General features: G+C 60.6%; 18 protein-coding genes. 6 read left to right on the top strand and 12 right to left on the bottom strand.

Translation table 11 applies throughout. From position 1 onward, the window contains the following. Positions 1 to 121: 121 nt before the first annotated feature. Positions 122 to 1,330, bottom strand: coding sequence for a zinc metallochaperone GTPase ZigA (gene zigA / locus ACRWA7_RS23115; RefSeq protein WP_060816604.1), 1,209 nt, complete (start codon positions 1,328 to 1,330; stop codon positions 122 to 124). Between the two features lie 153 nt (positions 1,331 to 1,483). Between zigA and ACRWA7_RS23110 the strand changes: the two genes are divergently transcribed. The 4 genes from ACRWA7_RS23110 to ACRWA7_RS23095 are packed head-to-tail and all read left to right on the top strand — an operon-like array spanning position 1,484 to position 5,570. After that, entirely contained in the window at positions 1,484 to 3,838 is a 2,355-nt protein-coding gene (locus ACRWA7_RS23110; protein WP_438396326.1) for a TonB-dependent receptor, read from the top strand. 31 nt (positions 3,839 to 3,869) lie between these two features. Then, positions 3,870 to 4,475, top strand: a complete 606-nt coding sequence (locus ACRWA7_RS23105) for a MotA/TolQ/ExbB proton channel family protein (RefSeq protein ID WP_438396325.1) — start codon at positions 3,870 to 3,872, stop codon at positions 4,473 to 4,475. Then, the gene (locus ACRWA7_RS23100) at positions 4,472 to 4,870 is read left to right on the top strand and encodes an ExbD/TolR family protein (protein ID WP_438396323.1); all 399 of its coding nucleotides are present in this window, start codon (positions 4,472 to 4,474) and stop codon (positions 4,868 to 4,870) included. Before ACRWA7_RS23105 ends, ACRWA7_RS23100 begins: the two co-directional genes overlap by 4 nt. After that, complete coding sequence (locus ACRWA7_RS23095) at positions 4,863 to 5,570, top strand: energy transducer TonB (protein WP_438396322.1); 708 nt, start codon at positions 4,863 to 4,865, stop codon at positions 5,568 to 5,570. Before ACRWA7_RS23100 ends, ACRWA7_RS23095 begins: the two co-directional genes overlap by 8 nt. Before the next feature lie 61 nt (positions 5,571 to 5,631). On the opposite strand, the gene ACRWA7_RS23090 is transcribed toward ACRWA7_RS23095, so the two are convergent. Then, positions 5,632 to 6,699 carry an NAD(P)/FAD-dependent oxidoreductase gene (locus tag ACRWA7_RS23090; protein WP_060817132.1) on the bottom strand — a complete coding sequence of 356 codons (1,068 nt, stop codon included), beginning with the start codon at positions 6,697 to 6,699 and terminating at the stop codon, positions 5,632 to 5,634. A 579-nt stretch (positions 6,700 to 7,278) separates the two neighbouring features. Here ACRWA7_RS23090 and ACRWA7_RS23085 point away from each other — a divergent pair. Continuing rightward, positions 7,279 to 7,593, top strand: a complete 315-nt coding sequence (locus tag ACRWA7_RS23085; protein ID WP_438396321.1) for a GNAT family N-acetyltransferase — start codon at positions 7,279 to 7,281, stop codon at positions 7,591 to 7,593. A 59-nt stretch (positions 7,594 to 7,652) separates the two neighbouring features. On the opposite strand, the gene ACRWA7_RS23080 is transcribed toward ACRWA7_RS23085, so the two are convergent. Genes ACRWA7_RS23080 through pxpA form a run of 10 tightly spaced genes read right to left on the bottom strand, consistent with a single transcriptional unit; the run spans position 7,653 to position 17,662 of the window. Then, positions 7,653 to 9,023: an acetyl-CoA carboxylase biotin carboxylase subunit gene (locus ACRWA7_RS23080; RefSeq protein ID WP_438396320.1), complete on the bottom strand. Its 1,371-nt coding sequence runs from the start codon at positions 9,021 to 9,023 to the stop codon at positions 7,653 to 7,655. A 1-nt stretch (position 9,024) separates the two neighbouring features. Further along, on the bottom strand, positions 9,025 to 9,276 hold the full coding sequence (locus ACRWA7_RS23075; RefSeq protein WP_060816611.1) for an acetyl-CoA carboxylase: 252 nt from the start codon (positions 9,274 to 9,276) through the stop codon (positions 9,025 to 9,027). Positions 9,277 to 9,306: 30 nt separating this feature from the next. Continuing rightward, positions 9,307 to 10,311 (bottom strand): biotin-dependent carboxyltransferase family protein, encoded by a 1,005-nt coding sequence (locus ACRWA7_RS23070; RefSeq protein WP_438396318.1) that lies wholly within the window; start codon positions 10,309 to 10,311, stop codon positions 9,307 to 9,309. A gap of 3 nt (positions 10,312 to 10,314) precedes the next feature. Beyond that, on the bottom strand, positions 10,315 to 11,175 hold the full coding sequence (locus ACRWA7_RS23065; RefSeq protein ID WP_438396317.1) for a 5-oxoprolinase subunit B family protein: 861 nt from the start codon (positions 11,173 to 11,175) through the stop codon (positions 10,315 to 10,317). A gap of 34 nt (positions 11,176 to 11,209) precedes the next feature. Next, positions 11,210 to 12,064 carry an ABC transporter permease gene (locus ACRWA7_RS23060; RefSeq protein ID WP_438396316.1) on the bottom strand — a complete coding sequence of 285 codons (855 nt, stop codon included), beginning with the start codon at positions 12,062 to 12,064 and terminating at the stop codon, positions 11,210 to 11,212. Next, positions 12,061 to 12,975, bottom strand: coding sequence for an ABC transporter permease (locus ACRWA7_RS23055; protein ID WP_438396315.1), 915 nt, complete (start codon positions 12,973 to 12,975; stop codon positions 12,061 to 12,063). The genes ACRWA7_RS23060 and ACRWA7_RS23055 overlap by 4 nt, the downstream gene beginning before the upstream one ends. A gap of 37 nt (positions 12,976 to 13,012) precedes the next feature. Next, entirely contained in the window at positions 13,013 to 14,218 is a 1,206-nt protein-coding gene (locus tag ACRWA7_RS23050; protein WP_438396314.1) for an ABC transporter substrate-binding protein, read from the bottom strand. A gap of 18 nt (positions 14,219 to 14,236) precedes the next feature. Beyond that, positions 14,237 to 15,427, bottom strand: coding sequence for an ABC transporter ATP-binding protein (locus ACRWA7_RS23045; RefSeq protein ID WP_438396313.1), 1,191 nt, complete (start codon positions 15,425 to 15,427; stop codon positions 14,237 to 14,239). Beyond that, on the bottom strand, positions 15,421 to 16,926 hold the full coding sequence (locus tag ACRWA7_RS23040; protein WP_438396312.1) for a hypothetical protein: 1,506 nt from the start codon (positions 16,924 to 16,926) through the stop codon (positions 15,421 to 15,423). The genes ACRWA7_RS23045 and ACRWA7_RS23040 overlap by 7 nt, the downstream gene beginning before the upstream one ends. A gap of 10 nt (positions 16,927 to 16,936) precedes the next feature. Continuing rightward, the gene (gene pxpA, locus ACRWA7_RS23035) at positions 16,937 to 17,662 is read right to left on the bottom strand and encodes a 5-oxoprolinase subunit PxpA (RefSeq protein ID WP_438396310.1); all 726 of its coding nucleotides are present in this window, start codon (positions 17,660 to 17,662) and stop codon (positions 16,937 to 16,939) included. 310 nt (positions 17,663 to 17,972) lie between these two features. Between pxpA and ACRWA7_RS23030 the strand changes: the two genes are divergently transcribed. Next, positions 17,973 to 19,058, top strand: coding sequence for a phosphotransferase (locus ACRWA7_RS23030; RefSeq protein ID WP_438396309.1), 1,086 nt, complete (start codon positions 17,973 to 17,975; stop codon positions 19,056 to 19,058).

Here is a 19,058-nt window from a genome sequence, read left to right as displayed (position 1 = left end):
GCCTGCGATTGTGCGGTCAAGGCAATGCAACGTTTGCCGCATGAACACCCGCGCCCAGTCTGGTACGCATCAAGCGACTGGTGCGCGCCTCGTGCGCTCCGCTCGCAGGCTTCATCTCCGCTTAATACGCCACTTCATCTTCGTGACGCCACGCAGGAAAAGGATCGTTGAAACGGCGCCACGCTTCGGGTCCCTGCGCCATTTCCGCATCGGTGAGAAGACACGCATCGAGGCGCGCGCGCAGCGCCGCTTCGTTCATATCGATGCCGATCAGCACAAGCTCCTGCCGCGCGTCGCCGACTTGCGGATCCCAGTCGTCATCGATCGCCTGAAGCGATTCGGCATCCTGCGGCCAATAGGACTTCGGCACCGCGGCCCACCACAATCCCATCGCGCCATGACGGCATACGCCGCCAGCCTGCGACCACGATCCAACATATGTCGGCCGGCTGGCGAGCCAGAAAAAGCCCTTCGAACGCATCACGCCCGGCCATTCGCTTTCGATGAGTTGCCAGAATCGCCCGGGATGAAACGGCCGGCGCGCCCGATACACAAAGTTGGTGATGCCGTACTCTTCCGCTTCGGATGTATGTTCGCCGCGCAGCGCCGTGAGCCAGCCAGGTGCTTTGGATGCCTCATCAAAATCGAACAGGCTGGTATCGAGAACCTTGTCGAGGTCTAGCTGGCCAAATTCGGCTATCTCGATCCTTGCACGAGGATTGAGGCCGCCCAGGATTGCCATGAGCCGAATACGGTCGTCACCACTCACAAGATCGATCTTGTTCAGCACGATGACATCGCAAAACTCGATCTGCTCGACCAACAGGTCGACCACCGTGCGCGTGTCTTCCCCGCCAAGCGATTCGCCGCGCGCCTGCAGGCTGTCGGCCGAACTGTAGTCCCTCAGGAAGTTGAACGCATCCACCACGGTGACCATGGTATCGAGCCGCGCGACATCGGAGAGGCTTTGCCCTTCTTCGTCGGCAAACGTGAAGGTCTCCGCGACCGGCAACGGCTCGGATACGCCCGTCGATTCGATCACGAGATAGTCGAAGCGGCCCTCCTTTGCCAGGCGGTTCACCTCGAGCAAAAGGTCTTCGCGCAACGTGCAGCAAATGCAACCGTTGCTCATCTCGACAAGCTTTTCATCCGTGCGTGCAAGCTCGGCGCCGCCGTTGCGAATCAACGCGGCATCGATGTTGACCTCGCTCATGTCATTCACGATTACGGCGACTCTTCGCCCTTCACGATTGTTCAGGATGTGGTTCAAAAGCGTGGTTTTACCCGCACCCAGGAATCCCGACAAAACAGTTACAGGTAACTTTCTCATTTATTTCACCGTGAAAAATGATGGCGGTTTTGATTATGAATGTTATAACATTACATTATTCAAGCGGCATTGGACACAAGAACAGCGCTCAGGAAGATGCGACCGCCTGACCCGCTGCACACATCGCCACCACTCACGCACAAAAAACAATCGATGAAAAATCGCACGCTCTTCGCTCATGCAGCGTTATTGCTGTTCGCCCAGATAGCCGCGGCTGAAGCCTACGCAGCCGGACCTGATGGCACCATATCCGGCTCTGTAACCGACAGCGCGGGAAAACCCGTCGCGAACGCCAACGTTATGCTGCAGAACGCGAGCGGCGCTTCCGCTGGAACAGCCAGCACGGACACGGGCGGGCATTTCGTGGTCCACAACGTGAGTGCGGGCACGTATGCGGTCGTCGTGGCCGCGCCTGGGTATGCGAGCGGCAGCAGCATCGCGACCGCGAACGATGGCAGTGATGCTTCGGTGTCCGTATCGCTTTCAAAAAGCGACGCGCTCGATGTACAGGTCAACGCAAAACGACTCGACCGGGCGCGCAACGGCTTGCTGCCGGAAACGGGCAGCAGTGTTTACCGGTTCAGTCAGGCCGATATCAATACCCTTCCGGCCGGACAGGACACGCCACTCAATCAGGTGCTGCTACAGGCGCCGGGCGTGGCGAGCGATTCGTATGGCCAGTTGCACGTGCGCGGGGACCACGCAAATCTGCAGTACCGAATCAATGGCGTCATCATTCCTGAGCCAATCAGCGGCTTCGGTCAATCGCTGGATACCCGGATCATCGACCAGTTGAATCTGCTGACTGGCGCCTTGCCTGCTCAGTATGGGGACCGGACCGCCGGCATTGTCGATATTCATACGAAAAGCGGGGACCAGGGCGACGGCGGCTCCATCGATGTTTTCGGTGGCAGTCATCAAACCATCAAGACCAGCGCCGACGTGTTCGGCAGCAAGGGACCATTCAGCTACTATTTCAGCGGCTCGGTGGGCGAGAACAACCTGGGGATCGAAAACCCCACGTCGAGCGCAAACGCTATTCACGATCACACGCGCCAGGGCGATGCATTCGGGCTCATGTCGTACATCATCAATCCGCTCACGCGCGTGAGCCTGATGTTCGGCACGACGAGCAACCAGTTCGACATTCCCAACACGGCGGGTTTGCCGACCAACTTCACGTTGAATGGCAACACCACGTTCGACTCAAGCAAGCTCAACGAAACACAGTCCGAACTCAACCAGTTCGCAGTAGTCGCCTTGCAGGGCACGAACGGCGGCGCACTCGACTATCAGGTTGCGCTCTTCACCCGTTATTCACGCACGCAATTCAATCCTGATCCCGTCGGCGATCTGCTTTTTAACGGCGTGGCGGCGAGCGATTTTCATAGTGACAGCGCGAATGGCGTACAAGCGGATACCACCTACCGGCTCAACGCAAAACACACGCTGCGCGCGGGCATTTCGTTTCAGCAGGAACACGCGGTTTTCGACAATAACCTGAGCGTCTTTCCCGCCGATGAGGACGGCAACCAGCTATCCGACCAACCGTTCAACGTACCGGATTCCAGCAGCAAGACGGGCTACCTTTACAGCGCATACGTTCAGGACGAGTGGAAGGTTACTGACAAGCTCACGATCAACTACGGTCTGCGCTACGACAAGATGGACGAATATGTGAGCGCGAGCCAGCTTAGTCCGCGCGTTGGACTGGTGTATGCGCTGACGCCATCCACGACCGTGCATGCGGGGTATTCGCGCTATTTCACGCCACCGGCATTCGAACTCGTATCCGGCGCGGACATTGCGAGATTTGCTGGAACGACCGCGCAGACATCGACACAGAACGATCCGGTTCAACCAGAGCGCAGCCACTATTTCGATCTCGGTGTCACACAACGGCTGACATCCGCAATCACCGTAGGTGTGGACGCGTACTACAAGAAATCGACCAATCTGCTCGATGAAGGCCAGTTCGGCACCGCACTGATTTTCACGCCGTTCAACTACCAGTACGGTCGCGTGTACGGCGTGGAATTTACCAGCAACTATAAACAAGGCAACGTCTCTGCGTACATGAACGTGGCGTTCAGCCGTGCTCAGGGCAAGGACATCGACTCTGCACAGTTCAACTTCGGTCCGGACGAACTCGCCTTTATCGGCAGCCACTTCGTATTCCTCGATCACGACCAGCGTGTGACGGCTTCGTTCGGCGGTGCGTATCAGTTGGGCGCGACCACATTCACTTTCGACGGGATTGTCGGCAGCGGGCTGCGCAGCGGCTTTGCGAACACAGATCGCCTTCCGGTGTACACGCAAGTCAACCTGGGCGTGATCCATCACTTCGACTTCAAGGAGCCGCTCATCGGCAAGTTCGACGGCCGTCTGCTTCTCATCAACGCATTCAATCGCGTCTACGAGTTGCGCGACGGTTCGGGCATTGGCGTAGGTGCGCCGCAGTATGGCCCGCACATTGCGTTATATGCGGGTATCACGAAGAACTTTTAATGCACTGGATAACTAGATAAAGGTTCTTATCATGCAGGATTGGGGAGGAATCGTTGCGGCTGCCCAGGTCGGTGGATGGGCCGTATATCCGCTGACGCTGCTTGCCGTGCTGGCGATTGCCATAACGATAGATCGCGCTTATGTATTCATGCGCTTTGCAGGCGAACCGTCAACGCATGTTGAAACACTTCCGGCGCAGCATGCGTTCAAGCGCCTGGATGCAACGTTCGTCATGCGGCCCGGCACGCCGCTATGGCTGTATGAGACACGTGCGCAATCTCTGGCAACGCGAATCGAGCGTGACATGAGCCGCGGCTTCTGGGTATTGGAGACGATCGTCACCGCCGCGCCATTGCTTGGATTACTCGGGACCATCGTGGGAATGATGCATTCATTCCAGCTCTTCGGCGGCAGCGGACTCGTGAATCCCGGTGGAGTGACCGGCGGTGTCGCGCAATCGCTGGTGGCGACAGCAATCGGGTTGATCGTCGCGTTGTTTGCGCTGTTTGCGTTCAACTACTTTTCGCGACGCCTTGAACGTTTGATCGATGACCTTGAGGTGCACACCAACCAGCGTCTCAGCGAGATCCGGCTTGCTGCTGATGACCACGCGCCGAAGACGGGTGATGCCCGATGAAATTCAGGAGAACACGCGCGTCGAAGCGCGGCCGCATAGAAATCATTCCGATGATCGACGTGATGTTCTTCCTGCTCGCGACCTTCATGCTGGCTTCGCTGGCCATGCAACGACTCGACGCGGTAAAAATCAATCTGCCGTCGGGACAAGCCGAGCGCATGTCTGAAGATCAGCCGCTCACAATGACGATCGATCAGAATAACGGAATCTTTCTGGATCATCATCCGGTGCGCCTGGATCAGGTTCAAGCCAGCGTAAAGCAACTTCTCAAGTCGGATCGTAACGTGGTGATCGCAGCCGACGATAAAGCCGCTCAAGGCGCCGTCGTTCAAGCCATGCTTGCCGCCCAGCGCGGGGGCGCCGCGCATTTTCTGATCGCAGTGCATCGTGAATAGATGGTCGCGTCCTTTGAGCGGTCTGCTCGATGAACCGCGTTTCAGGTTGGGCGTTGCGCTTCTGATCGCCGTGTTGGCATGGACATTTATGCTCGCTGAGGTCGCCAGCCGGCTCTCGCGGGTTTCGGCGAAACCCGCCATGCCCCAGGAGACGGTGGTGGAGATGCGTCTTGTCGAACTCGCGCCGCCCTCGCCTGAGCTCGCCCCTGCCCGCCCGAAAGCTGTTGCACCAGCGGTTCATCCACGGCTAAATCCCGCGCCCGTTCATACGACCGAACCGCGCATAGCGCGGCCGCCTATGGATGAACACGCCATCGTCAAGGCCGAACATCCTCCTACGCCCACACGTGACGCAAGCCTTGCACCGGCTCCTCCTGCAGCAACAGCGCCATCAATGCCTGCGTCGGAGAGCGAAAAGCCCGCGGCGCCGGCAGGTTCCGCTGCGCGAGTCATCAGCCAACCCATGCCCGCTCTCCCCGATGAACTTCGCGAGGACGCCTATCAAGCTGTGGCAATTGCGCGCTTCGACGTTCACGCGGACGGAACCGTCGATGTGGAACTATCAAAGCCGACGTCCAATCCACGCTTGAACGCGTTATTGCTCGATGCCCTGAAAAAATGGCGCTTTTTCCCGGCAATGCAGGACGGTCGAGCAGTCGAAAGCCATCAGGATGTTCGCGTTCATTTCAACGTGAGTTGAAGATAAAAGAGCGTGTGGACAACGCGTCTTCATGCAAAGTTCGCGCGTGCGCCGTGCCTGTCTAAGCTGCATCGTGCGCGGCACTTGATGTAATACGCTCGGCAAGCCCCGCGTCGTAGCTCGAATGCACGTGCGTGCGCTTCTTGTCGGGATAAGCGTACGCGTACGCCTTTCGCAGCGCGAGCGATGCCTCATGAAAACCCGAAAGAATCAGCTTCTGTTTGTTCGGATAATTCGCGATATCGCCAACAGCAAAAACTCCAGGCCGGTTAGTTTCGTAGTTCGAAGTATCGACATTGATACGGCCGCCCACGATTTCCAAACCCCACTTTGCGATTGGTCCGAGATCCGCAACAAGGCCGTAAAGCACAACGAGATGATCCGCATCGATCTGAGCCATGCCATCAATCTGCCGGATCTCGATGGACGCAAGCTTGTCATCAAGCATCTGCAAGCCGGCAATCGAGCCGATCATGAACTCCATTTCGCCGGCATCGACCGCGCGCTTCATCTGGTCGACGCTCGAGGCCACCGCGCTGAAACCATTGCGCCGATGAACCAGCACCACCTTACGCGCAACCCGGCGCAGGGCCAGCGCCCAATCAAGCGCCGAGTCTCCACCGCCTGCGACCACGACGGTTTTATCGGCGAAGTCAGCGAGCGATCGCACGCTGTAGTGAACGAAGCGCTCTTCCAGCGGCGTGGCTTCGGGCAATGCAAGGCGCTGCGGCACGAACGCACCGTTGCCGGCCGCGAGCATGATGGCGGCGGTATCGAAGACGAGGCCCTGCGCTGTTGTCACCGTCCATCGGCCATCATCGCGCTGTTCGACTGTCTCGACGCGCTGGTCCAGATGGATTGGCGGATTGAACGGGCGGCATTGTTCCATCAGCCGGTCGACAAGTTCACGCGCCGTACATGACGCAATGGCAGGGATGTCGTAAATGGGTTTGTCAGGATACAACTCGATGCATTGGCCACCAATGCGTCCAAGCGTATCCACGATCTGGCACGACAAGCCGATCACGCCCGCCTCGAATGCCGCGAAAAGCCCGACAGGTCCCGCGCCGACAATCAATACATCGGTGCGGATCGGAATCTCGGTCTGTGTGCTGGTCCCGGATGTCATTCGATATCCCTTTGTGATCTGCATGCAAATGTCTTACGCCTGGCAACACCATACAGAAGCGGCGAACGGCCGGCAACGAAGGCACTATTGGCAGCAGAGATATCCGCGTTTTCAGGGAGGTTCGAGGAATATTTTCGACTGTCCGATGTTTATGGTAAGACAACATCTTTCCCGAAAGTCTTCCAAAGGAGCTTCGCGCTGTGCATCCTCTCGACAATCCGGCGTGGAACGCGCTAACCCACTTGCAACGCTCAGTCAGCTTCGGAAACGACCTTGCCCGCCGATATGAACCGGCCATCTCGCCGATCGCGGCCGTCGCGGACTCCGCCAATCCGGCTTGCTGGACGGCCCTCGCGGACGTCGCGGGTGCGGGCTCGCTGGTTGGCGTGTTTGCGATCGCGAAGCATGCGCCGCCCGACGGATGGTCTGTCGACTGGCGCTATAGCTTTGCCCAGATGACATGCACAAAGGCCGCGTTCAAGGTCCCCACGCATTTCATTTCCCATTCATCGATGCGCGCTCACGCTTGCGGATGGTCCGGCCATGGTCGCGCTTGCAACGTTGGCGCAGCCCGGGCCAATGGAAATGCGAACAGTGACACTGGGCCGTTATCTAGGTATCTTCGATGAGAACGATATGCTCATTGCGATGGCCGGCGAGCGCATGCGGCTCGATGGCGCCACCGAAGTGAGCGGCGTATGCACGCATCCGGATCATCGTGGGAAACGCTATGCGCAAATACTGAGCGCGGCTATCGCCGAGAACATCCTCGAACGCGGCGATACCGCCTTTCTTCACGTGAGAGATGGAAACGCCGGCGCGGCCAGCGTGTATGAAAAACTGGGGTTCGGCGTGCGAGCGGTGTTTGATATAGCGGCCGTGAAGAAATGCTAGATCCGCACATCAAGGATCGTCTATCCGCGTCATTCAAATAACGAGGGCCGCATTTTTGCTCAGGCAATCGCCTGAATGATCCGCTCGATGTTCTCTTCCAGGTAACTCGTTTCATAAACGCCCGCCGCCACGCCGGGGTCGTCGAGCAATGCCAGATGTAGCGCCCGCGTGGTCTTCACACCGTCCACATGCAGTTCGGTCAACGCGCGTTTCATCCGGCTGATCGCCGCGTCGCGATTCACGTCCCACGCAATCACCTTGCCAAGCAGCGAATCGTAGAATGGCGGCACGCGGTAGCCGTCGAAGATATGCGTGTCCGTACGCACCCCTGGCCCACCAGGCAAGCGCACATTGCCGATAACCCCCGGCGACGGCATGAAGTTTCTGACCGGGTCCTCCGCGTTGATCCGGCATTCGATGGCGGCGCCACGCAATACGATGTCTTCCTGCGCGAACCCAAGCGCTTCCCCTGTCGCCAGGCGCAGCGACTCGCGCACAATATCGATGCCCGTCACCATTTCGGTTACTGGATGTTCGACCTGCACGCGCGTATTCATTTCAATGAAAAAGAACTCGGAGGTCGTGGCGTCGAACAAATATTCGATCGTGCCTACGCCCACGTAGCCCACCGATTCAGCCAGCGCCACCGCCGACGCGCACAAGCGTCCGCGAACTTCATCATCAAGCGACGGCGACGGCGCTTCTTCCATCAGTTTCTGCCTGCGCCTTTGCAGCGAGCATTCGCGGTCGTACAGATGGATCGCGCGTACGCCGTCGCCCATGATCTGCACTTCTACATGATGTGCATGCCCGACGAAGCGCTCGAGATAAAGGCCGCCATAGCCGAAAGCGCTTTCGGCTTCGCGGGTGGCCTTGTCGAATTCAGCGGCGAGTTCGTCTGCGTCCTGCGCAACGCGAATGCCGCGTCCGCCGCCGCCCGAAGCCGCTTTCAACATCACCGGATAGCCGACCTTGAGCGCCTCACGCTGCGCCTCGCCAACGTGTTCGACCACGCCGTCGCTGCCGGGTACGGTCGGAACGCCCGCGCGCCGCGCACAGGCACGCGCTGCAGCCTTGTCGCCCATCAACGAAATGGTCTCCGGCGAGGGTCCCACGAAGATTAGCCCCGCGTCCGTGAGCGCCTGCGCAAAAGCCGCGTTCTCCGATAAAAACCCATACCCCGGATGCACGGCGTCAGCACCACTGCGAAGCGCCGCGTCAACGACCGCACGCGTGTCGAGATAACTCTTCGCGGCAGGCGCCGGACCCAGCACCTCGACACCGTTCGCCATGCGCGCGGCGAGACTGTCGGTATCGGCTTCGCTGCAACCCAGCACCGTTTGCAAACCAAGCTCCCGCGCCGCTCGAATGATGCGCACCGCAATTTCACCGCGGTTCGCAATGAACACCTTTCTGATCGTGCGCGTCATGTCATGCACTTCCCGTGTCGATCACCACAAGCACGGCGTCCGCGTCAACGGCGTCGCCATCGGCCACGGCAAAGCTGCGCACGACACCCGCCACGCCCGCAGGTACATCGTTGAACTGTTTCATCAGTTCCACGATCCCGACTATCGTATCGGCCGTGACGTGTTGCCCTTCTTCAACGAGCGGCGGCTTGCCGGGTGCGGAACTGCGATAGAACGTCCCCGGGATTTCGCTTTTGACTTCGAAGTCGGCCATCTGGTTGTCATCCTTGGATTGCGTTACAGGTCATGCTCGAGTAGTCGTTTCGATCAGTGCGTCCGCCGTGCACAACGCATCGATACGCCGGCGTTGCGCGTTGGCTTCGTCCATGGTCACGCGGCGAAAGCGCAGGTTTTCATTCGGCCGCGCTTGCCCCAGGCGCCATAAATCGCAGCGCGGCACCGTGAACGGAATGATGAAACCGCCGGCACTCGGCGCGTCGTGAATCAGCACAATCGCCGTCTGCCCCGCAACGCTGATGCCGCCGACCGGATAACCGTGGTCAAGAATGTTCGATGGTTCGTGCCCATGCTCGGGCCGCTTCGAATAAGCGCGCTCAGAGAAGGTGAACTCGGGTCCGGTCAGCCTCAACCCCGTGCGGTTGCTTCGCGCCTGAACCGTCCACTCGCTTTCGAAGAACATGTCGATGGCGTGCGGGTCGAGCCATGCATCGTTGGGACCGAGCATGGCGGCAACACGCCTTGAAGCGGCGCTGGTGCGAAGGGCGGGATCGATCGGCGGGCGGGCGCTTTCTGCCACACAAAACCGCTTGAACGGCGCGCTCGGCTCGCCGAGCGGCACGCGGTCATCTTTCTTCAGCGCACCATTGCCCATCCCGCCGATGGCGGCCATATGGAACGTCGCGCGCGAACCAAGCACCGGCTCCGTCGCAATACCGCCCGATACCGCGATATACCCCCGCGCCCCCGTGCGCGCCGCGCCGCACGTCAGCACCTGCCCTGCTTTAACGTTGAGCGTTTCCCACATTGGCACGGGTGCGTCATCGAGCTTCGCGGCCATGTCCGCGCCTGTCAGCGCGATCGCGCCATCGCGATGAAAGCGCACCGTTGGCCCGACGAACTGCCATTCGAGCGCAGCCGTATCGCGGTCGTTGCCAACCAAAAGATTAGCAAGCCGAAATGACCACGCGTCGGCCGGCCCGGATGGCGGAAAGCCCTGCTCCCAATGACCGATGCGACCGGGCAATTCCTGCACCGTGGTCTCGAGTCCCGGTTTGACGATATCGAGCATCGCTTACTCCTTCCCGAGGGTTTGCAGCCAGGCCTGATATTTCGGCACCGAGAACGTCTGGTATTCGATCACCGGATGCACGTAGCGGCCCGCGTTCACTTCTTCTTCAATGAAGTCGTATTCGTCGCGCTGGATCGGCACGAAACGTACGCGGTCACCTGGCCGGAACAACGCCGGGCTTTCGCGGAACGCGCCCAGCCGTTGATGCCGGTCCCACGTCGGCATGGGAGTGCGGGCGAAGATCTGGTAGCCCCCGGGCGTACGGTCCGGATAAATGCACGTAAGGCCGCCGCCAAGACCTATCGCGCCCTTGGGCGTCCAGCCTCGCGGCGGGTTGTACTTCGGCGCATTGAGGCGCGAGCGCGGATCGAGCGGCATCAGCGAACACAGCCCGGGCCAGAATCCGAGCGCCGCCGCCCAGTATTCGCTTGCGCAATGCACCCGCTGTAACGCGGCGCGGTCGGCGAGGCCGTTCTGCTCGCACATCAGTTCGGGGTCGGGCGTCTTGTCGGGATACGTCTTGCGATATTCATCGACGCATTCGGCGGTCCACGGGTCGTAGTAGAGCAGCGGCACGTGGAAGACCCGGCTGGTCATTTCCTGCATTGCGCCACCCGAAAGCGCGTCGGATAACGCCTGGATTTCACGGACGGCGTCAGCGTACGAGATACGGTCCGGATCATAGGACACAAGCAAAGATGCCAGTTCGGGAATCAACTCGACGACGCCCGCAATCCGCGCCGCGCGAATGGCGGCGGCAAGCGCATGAACACGCACATTGAGGTCGAAACTCATTTCATCGCCGAGTTCGACTTCGATGAAACAATCGCCGCCCGGCACGAAGCGCGGCTCAGGATAAAGCATCGCGATGCCCTTGAGAGTTAAGGAGAGACGTCGATCAATTCTTGTCCATTCGCACGAACAAGACCCAGAAAAGCGCGGCCAGCAACGGCAACACCACGGCGAGGACAATTGTCTCGAGCGAGAAGATCACCGGCACCTGCGATTGTTGCGACGACGCCATTTCCCAGTTCCAGATCGGCATGGTCGTCGCCGTGCCGCGCAGGAAGATGGACCGCTGCACTTCGTTGAACGAGATGAGAAAACCGAACGTGCCCGCACCCACTATGCCGGGGCGCAGTATCGGCAACTCGATGTCCCAGAAAGTGCGCCAGCCCGACGCGCCGAGATCGGCCGCGGCCTCCACAAGACGGCTATCGAAACGGGTTGTCAGCACCAGCACGATCAGCAACGAAAATGGAAACGCCCAGACCACGTGACCAAGGAAGATGGACCAGAACCCCAGCGTGAGCCCGAGCATGGGCCGCAGGAAAATGAACTGGGCGGCGCCCATCGACATGCCGGGTATGAAGAGCGGCAACACCGCGAGCAGGACCAGCGTTCCGGCGCGTGGCGAATGGGGCAACGCACGGCCAACCAGCGTTGCCGTCAACGCCGTCACGACCGCAACGCCGAGCGCAATCATCACGCTGATGCCGAACGGTGCAAGCCAGTCGTCGTTCGTAAAGAGCGATACGTAATTGGCGCCCGACAACGGAAACGGAATACCCGAGAGCGGACGCGCGCTCACGGACATCATGGCGAGCCACAGCAGCGGAAAGTAGATCAGGCCCAGCACGCCGAACGTGATCCACTTCGCGCATGCCGGCCAGCCGCGCCAGTAGCTCCACGCGCCGCCCTTCGGTTGCGCCGCGGGTTCGCGAACAGATAGCTGAAGGACGGAATGGCTCAACTCTGAAGATTCCGGAAAGAGGTGGAAAGGTCGGCGAAGCGGCGCGTGAGGAACATCAGCACGGCAAGCATCAGGCCAACCATCAGGATAACGAAGCTCGACAGCGCAGCCACCACGGGATAGCGCAATGCGCTATAAGCGCTGTCCACGGAATTGCTGAGCAAGTTGACGAAACCGCCGCCCAGCATGTTCGGTTCGATCCACGACGCAAGCGCCGGCCCGAGTGTAAAGACCACGCCGGCCAGGATGCCGGGCATGGAAAGCGGCAGGATGATATCGGCGAGAACGCGCCACGGCGACGCGCCGAGATCGGCGGCCGCCGCGACGAGCGTGTCGTCTATCACGCTGATTGCCATGTAGATGGGCAGGACCATCATGGGAAAGTATGAGACGATCATGCCGAAATGCACCGCCTGCTCGGTGTAGAGCATGCCGCGTATGGGCGACACAATCACATGCAGCGCCATCAGCACATGATTGATGAGGCCGTTTTCATCGAGAATACCGCGCCAGACTATGATGCGCGACGATAAATCGAGGAAGAACGGAATCGTCAGCAACGCCAGCACCAGCGCCTTCGTGGTCTTGCTGCAGCCGCCCTTCGCGAGCCATAACGCGCTTGGAAAAGCGAGCGCGAGTTCGATCACCGTCACCGTCAGCGCAATGCGCAACGTGCGCACCGTGACTTCGAAGCGCCCGGACGTGAAGAGACTTTCCCACGTTGCGAGCGACGGCTTGTAGATCATCGCGAAGTTGCGGCTCTCGAAGAAGCTGTAGGCGAACAGCACCAGCAACGGCGCGATCACGAGCGTCAGCCATACCGAAAGAAACAGCGGCAACAGCAAGGGAGAACGCTCGAGCGGCGTTCGCATGGTGCCGCGCCGCGCAATGCCGATGCTTGCATCGCTCATGATTGGACCCGGTTGAATGAATGACTCATGCAGTCGGTTACGCATTCAGAAAGCGCTGCCACTCTTCTTCGATAACATCGGAATTCGATGGCGTAGTCGTGCTGACAAAGGGCTTGGTGAACTTGCGGTCGACCTTCTGCTGCGTCGCCTTCAGGTTCGCAATGTCTTCGGGTTTCCACCCGTTTGCAGTTGCATACGTCACTGCGAGATCCATGTTCGGGCCGGCATAACCGCGGTCCCGCGCCTGCATTGCACGGTATTCGCCGTCAAGGAAGTAGTTCAACATCTTGTAGATGCTGTCCATGTTTCCACGGCTCTTTGCCTGCGAAGCAATGTAGGCGCCGTGACCCCATTTGTAATAGCCTTCGGTGGTGTAGGCGTAGCGGGTCTTGCCATCGCCGAGCTTGAGATTTGCTTCGCGCACGGCGGGTTCCCAGCAATTCAGAATGTCCACCTCATGGTTCGAGAGCAACTGGATCTGTTCCTCGAACGACGACACCAGCGTGCGGAACTGGCCGGCCTTCTTGCGCGCAACGAGAAAGTCCACCACGGTCTTCGCTTCCGCTCCCGTGGGATCGGCAGGGTTCGCCACCTTCGCTTTACCGGTCGCATTCAAATAAAGCGCAGCCACGCCAATGGAATAATTCCACGTCTTGTCGTAGCCCACGCGGCCGCGCGTGCGGTCGTCCTCGAACATCATCTTCCACGACACATCCGCGCTGCCGTCCGGATTCACGCCGATCTTGTCGGGGAAATAGCCAAAGCTGTCCGCATTGCCGATCACAGGCACGCCGTACTGTTTGCCGTCACGGCCAACCACGGTCTGTGAGCGTTTCCACGTATCGGAGGTGCGCTGCCATAGCTTGAGCTCGGGCTGTTTTTCATCGATGACAAGATATGCGCCCTGCGGTCCAAGCAGATTTTGCGTACCGCCTTCGAAGATGAAGATATCGACCTTGTTACCCATTTGCGAAGCCATCACGTCGCGCATGAAAACGCCGACGTCATTGCCCGAGCCAACGTATTCCATCTTCAGGCCGGTGGTTTTCGTCAGCGCCGACCAGTCCTTCAATTGCGCGGTGGTCACCCCATATGCGCGCACGGTGTTCGACGCCGCGGCTTGCGCAAGACGGCTCAGACCCAGCGAACCCGCAAGCGCCACGGCGCCGGTTGCGGCGATGCTCTTCAACATGTCCCGGCGGGACAGATCCAGTTGCGATGTAATCGAATGCCGGTCTTTCATGATTTCCCGCCTTAGTCGTTAGTGTGGAAGAACAACGCAATCTTGTGGGCGGCAGGCCACCGCGTCGAAGCCGGATGCATCGGGGCCATGTTGCGCGCCGCTCTGGTCCCAGCTGCGGATCTTGAGCACCGTGCCGCCCGGCATGCGCGCGGTCCGATCGGTGTATTTGCCGCGATAAAGATGGCCTTCGGCCGTGCACGCCAGCACGTTCAGGTTCGCCCCGGCCTGTGCGCGCAGAATGAGCGAGAGACGTTCGGCGCGTACAGCAACGAGGGCGGCTTCGCCACGCCGCGCGCGACAACCGGGCGAGCGTTGTGCGCGCACCGTTGCGCCGCCCAGGTCGACGGTCATGACCGACGCGTCGTCGTCGCTCGTTACGGTGCATGGCAGGACGTTGTCGTAGCCCATGAACTCGGCGGCGAACCGGCTGCCCGGGCGGTCGAAAAGGTCTTCCGGCGTGCCGCTTTGCTCGATACGCCCACGCCGCATGAGGACGATCCGATCGCTCATGGTGAGCGCTTCTTCCTGGCTGTGCGTGATGTAGATGAACGTCATGCCGAGCGCCTTGTGGATGTCCACCAGTTCGGCCTGCATGTCGTAGCGCAGGCGTTCGTCGAGAGCGCCGAGCGGTTCATCGAGTAACAGGATGGCCGGCTTCGTGACCACCGCGCGCGCCAGCGCCACGCGCTGCCGCTCGCCGCCCGACAACTGGCCGATACGCCTTGCGCCCTTCGCGCCGAGCCGCACCATGTCGAGCGCCTCGCCCGCGCGGCGGCGGCATTCTTCGCGCGGCACGCCACGCAGCTTCAACCCGTAACCAACGTTTTCCTCGACCGACATATGCGGAAAAAGCGCGTAGCTTTGAAACACCGTCGTACAGTTTCGACGCGCTGCTGGAACGTTGGTCACGTCCACGCCGTCAAGCGACAACTGCGCCACGTGCGACGCCCGTTCAAGACCGGATATCACGCGCAGCATGGTTGTTTTGCCCGAGCCGCTCTCGCCAAGGATGGTGAGGAATTCGCCGCGACGGACTTCCAGAGAGACGTGGTCGAGCGCGGTAACCGGACCATAGTGATGCACGACATCGATCGCGCGCAGGATCAGATCCGCGACTGATGAGCCATCGTGCTGCACGCGAGGCGCGGCGGCTGGCGACGGGACAAACGTGGGCGTCACGCGCTCGGCGTCGTGGCGTTCCTTCAACATATCAGGACCTCGATGGTCAAAAGGGTCATCGCCAGTGAAACTGCATGGCGAAGAATGGCGAGCGTGGTCGAGAGCGGATCGGCGACATCGGGTGGAACCTGAAGCGCCCCCGGCTCCACGCCGGCATTGCCCGCAATGCGCGTGGCGATCGCGCGGCAACCGCGCACCAGTGCTTCGAGAGCGGCATCTTGTGCGGCCGTCGCATGAGCGGGATGCTCGGCAACGAGCGCATCGGCAAGCTGCATCAACGCTATACCGCCGCCTGCCACAACGCCATGCGCTGCAGCGCGCGTAGCGGCAAGCGCGGCGCTCGCGCCATCGATACATTCCGCCGTCTCCCACGCCGTGCGCCCCGCCACGCGTAATTCGCCCCAGCCGCCGCCCATGCGCGCAGCGCGGCGCAGCAGCCGTTCACGATCGAGCGCCACGTAGCGTTGCGCGGCCGCCTCGCGGGTAATCAGGTCACGCCGGTTGGCGATGGTCTCGCGCTCGCCCGCCGGTTCGACAAAGATCGCTCGTCCGCCCTGCACGATCAATCGGCCGGCGCGGCCGAGCATCGCGGGACGAACCCGTTCAATCGATATGCCCGTTTCCTCGCTGACGAGCGTGGCGCCGGTCATCGCGCATAGGTCTTCGAGCACATGCATTGCGCTCAGGCCCGTGTCCGCGGGCATCAGCCCCAACACATGCATGCCAAGACCCGCGCGATTCGCGGCCAGCGTGGCGCGCGCCGCGCCCTGAATGCCGCGCGCGACCACCACCAGCGACTTCGCGCGCGAAACGAACTGCTCCATCACGCGTGCAAGCGGCCCGAAATCGTCCAGGATCTCGTTGACCACCAGCACGTGCACGCCATCCATCTCGATGCGCGCACCTTGTTCCCTTACCGTCACACCCGCGCGATCCGCCTGGACTTCCATGCAAAAGCCCGCGAACTGCGCGAGTTCGACGCCGGGCCGATAGCCTTCGACAACCGAGATCGCACCTTCATCGCAAAGCGCCTCCGGCATCTGCGCGACGCTCGCCGCGATATCGGCGTGATTACAGGCGCTGTGCGCCATCGCACAGGCGCCGGGCGACTCGCGGCGCTGGCGCTCGAGCAACTCCGGCAAACGCGCCGCCAGTTCGCCAAGCGCTCGCGCAAGCAGCCCCGGAGAGACACCTTGTTCCACGCGTTTCGCGGCCACGGCATGCATCGAAATGGCCATGCATGCAATACGTGCCGTGCCGTCGCCAAGTTCTCGCTGCGCGTCCCACAACGCGTCGCGCAGAATGCGTGGCGCAACCGACCACGCGCCTTCCTCCTGAGCAATCTGACGCGCGATCGCAAGACCGTTGTTTGCGTGGCGCGGACCGCCCGAGCCGCCGTCATACATCAGGCCCCGCCCGAGCGGTCCAAGCGACGCGCCGATCGCCCGTTCGCACTGCGCGAGCGACTTCACCACGATTGCACGCGCGGCGTCGCCAGTGAGAATGGGGCTTGTATGGAGGGTCTTCATGCGGCGCGCGTCAGAGCCTGTCCGCTACGGCGTCATACACTGCTTTCGCCAGCGCCACCGCGCCGGGGGTGTCGCTGTGAACACAGATGGAATCCGCCGCGACCTTGACGGTACGGCCATTGATGGATTTCGCCGTATGTTCGTCGAGCGCGCGCAGCACGCGCTCCACCGCGTCTTCCGGCGCGACAGGATCATGCTTCATGGTGATGATCTGGCGGCCTTCGTCGTCGTAGTCGAGATCCGAATAGAACTCGCAGGCGTAGCTGATCTTGCGCTCGTCGAATACGCGAGTCATCTCGCTGTCCGAGCAGCCGATGACCGGCAAGCCCAGCGCAATGGCGGCGTCCGCGATGCCTTCGGCGACAGGGCCATATTTCATCGCCATGCCCATCAGTGCGCCGTGCGGCTTGATGTGCGAAAGCTGCATGCCTTCCGCGTCGAGGAACGCGCGCAGCGCGCCGGTCTGGTACAGCACGAGCGCTGCGGTTTCGTCACGCGACAACTTCATTTCACGCCGGCCGAAGCCTTCCCGGTCCGGTAATCCCGGATGCGAACCAACCTTGACGCCATGGCGCTTCGCTGCTCGAACGGTCCGCCACATGACATTCGGATCCGACGCATGAAAACCGCACGCGACGTTCGCGTGAGTCACGAAGGGCATCACATCTTCGTCGTCGCCGAGGTGATAGATCCCAAACGCCTCGCCCATGTCGCAGTTGATCGTGAGTTTGTTCATGGATTGCCTTTCCTTCGCTGTCTGGCGGCTTTCACCGCGTCAGTATTGCAATTTCAGCTGACGTTTCGCTGCTTTCGATGAGATATGATATATCGCAATTTCACTGAAAAAAAATAATTTCATGGTGCATGAAAATTCGGCGAACCCACGTACGGCATTAGCTTCCGGCGTTCACCGCGCATCTCCACGAAGCTCGCAAAAATTCCTGGTGACATCGATTTTTTACGACTCGACACGCGGTTTTGACGTGTTATTCTTGTTGCATGATATATCATATCTCGTCAATTTTTGAAGGTTCAGGGGATAGGTAATGAGCGAGCTGGAAGCGAACGTCGACAGCGAACTTGCGGAGTCGGTGAACGACATCCTGCGGGTGGCGGCTGAGGAAGTGCCTATCGAGGACGCGCAGAAAACCGTGGCGGTTCACTATGGAATCAGCGGTTCGGTGTCGCGGCTGACCAGCGAGCGCGATCAGAACTTCAAAATCGACGCTGACGATGGCCACGAATACGCGCTCAAGATCAGCAACCCGGTCGAGGATCCGACCATCAATGATTTCCAGGTCCGCGCCCTGCTCCACGTCGAGTCGGTCGACCCGCCACTGCCCGTGCCGCGCGTCACGAGAGCGCTCAACGGCCATGCGCATTTGCGTCTTGCGTACGGACACCATGCGGAGCGCGCCGTGCGGCTGCTTTCATACCTGCCGGGCGTGCCGCTCTACACGGTCGAGCGAAGCGCCGCCCAGCGCCAGCAACTAGGCGCACTGCTCGCGCGGCTGGGACTTGCGTTGCGGGGCTTCTTTCATAGCGCGGCCGGCCACGACCTTGCCTGGGACATCAAGAACGCAAGCCGCCTGCGCACGCTGATCACGCATATTCCCGACGCCTCGCGCCGCCAGATGGTCGAGGCGTTCCTGGATAACTTCGAGCGTCACGCGCAACACGTGCTTCCGCGCTTGCGCGCTCAAGTCGTACACAACGACCTCAATCCGCACAACGTTCTGGTTGATCCGGCGGACCACGATCGCATTGCTGGAATCCTCGACTTTGGCGACATGGTGCATACGGCGCTTATCAACGACGTCGCCGTGGGCGCCTCGTATCACATGAGCGGCGTGGGTTCTGAAGATCCATGGGATTGCGTCGCACAATTCGTCGCGGCGTATCACGCGGTGTCGCCGCTGGAGCCGGTCGAACTGGATCTCCTGTATGACCTGATTGCAGCGCGTTTTGTGCTGACGGTATCCATCACCGGCTGGCGGGCCGCGCGTTATCCGGAGAACAGCGCATATATCCTGAAGAACAATGCCAGCGCCTGGAACGGCCTCGCGCATCTGTCAACCCTGCGGCGTGACGAGGCGCAGCAGCGCCTGCGCGCCGCATGCAACATGGAGTGA

This window comes from Caballeronia sp. DA-9, assembly GCF_051615025.1.
Lineage (GTDB): Bacteria > Pseudomonadota > Gammaproteobacteria > Burkholderiales > Burkholderiaceae > Caballeronia > Caballeronia sordidicola.
This window is presented reverse-complemented; position numbering and strand designations above follow the sequence as displayed.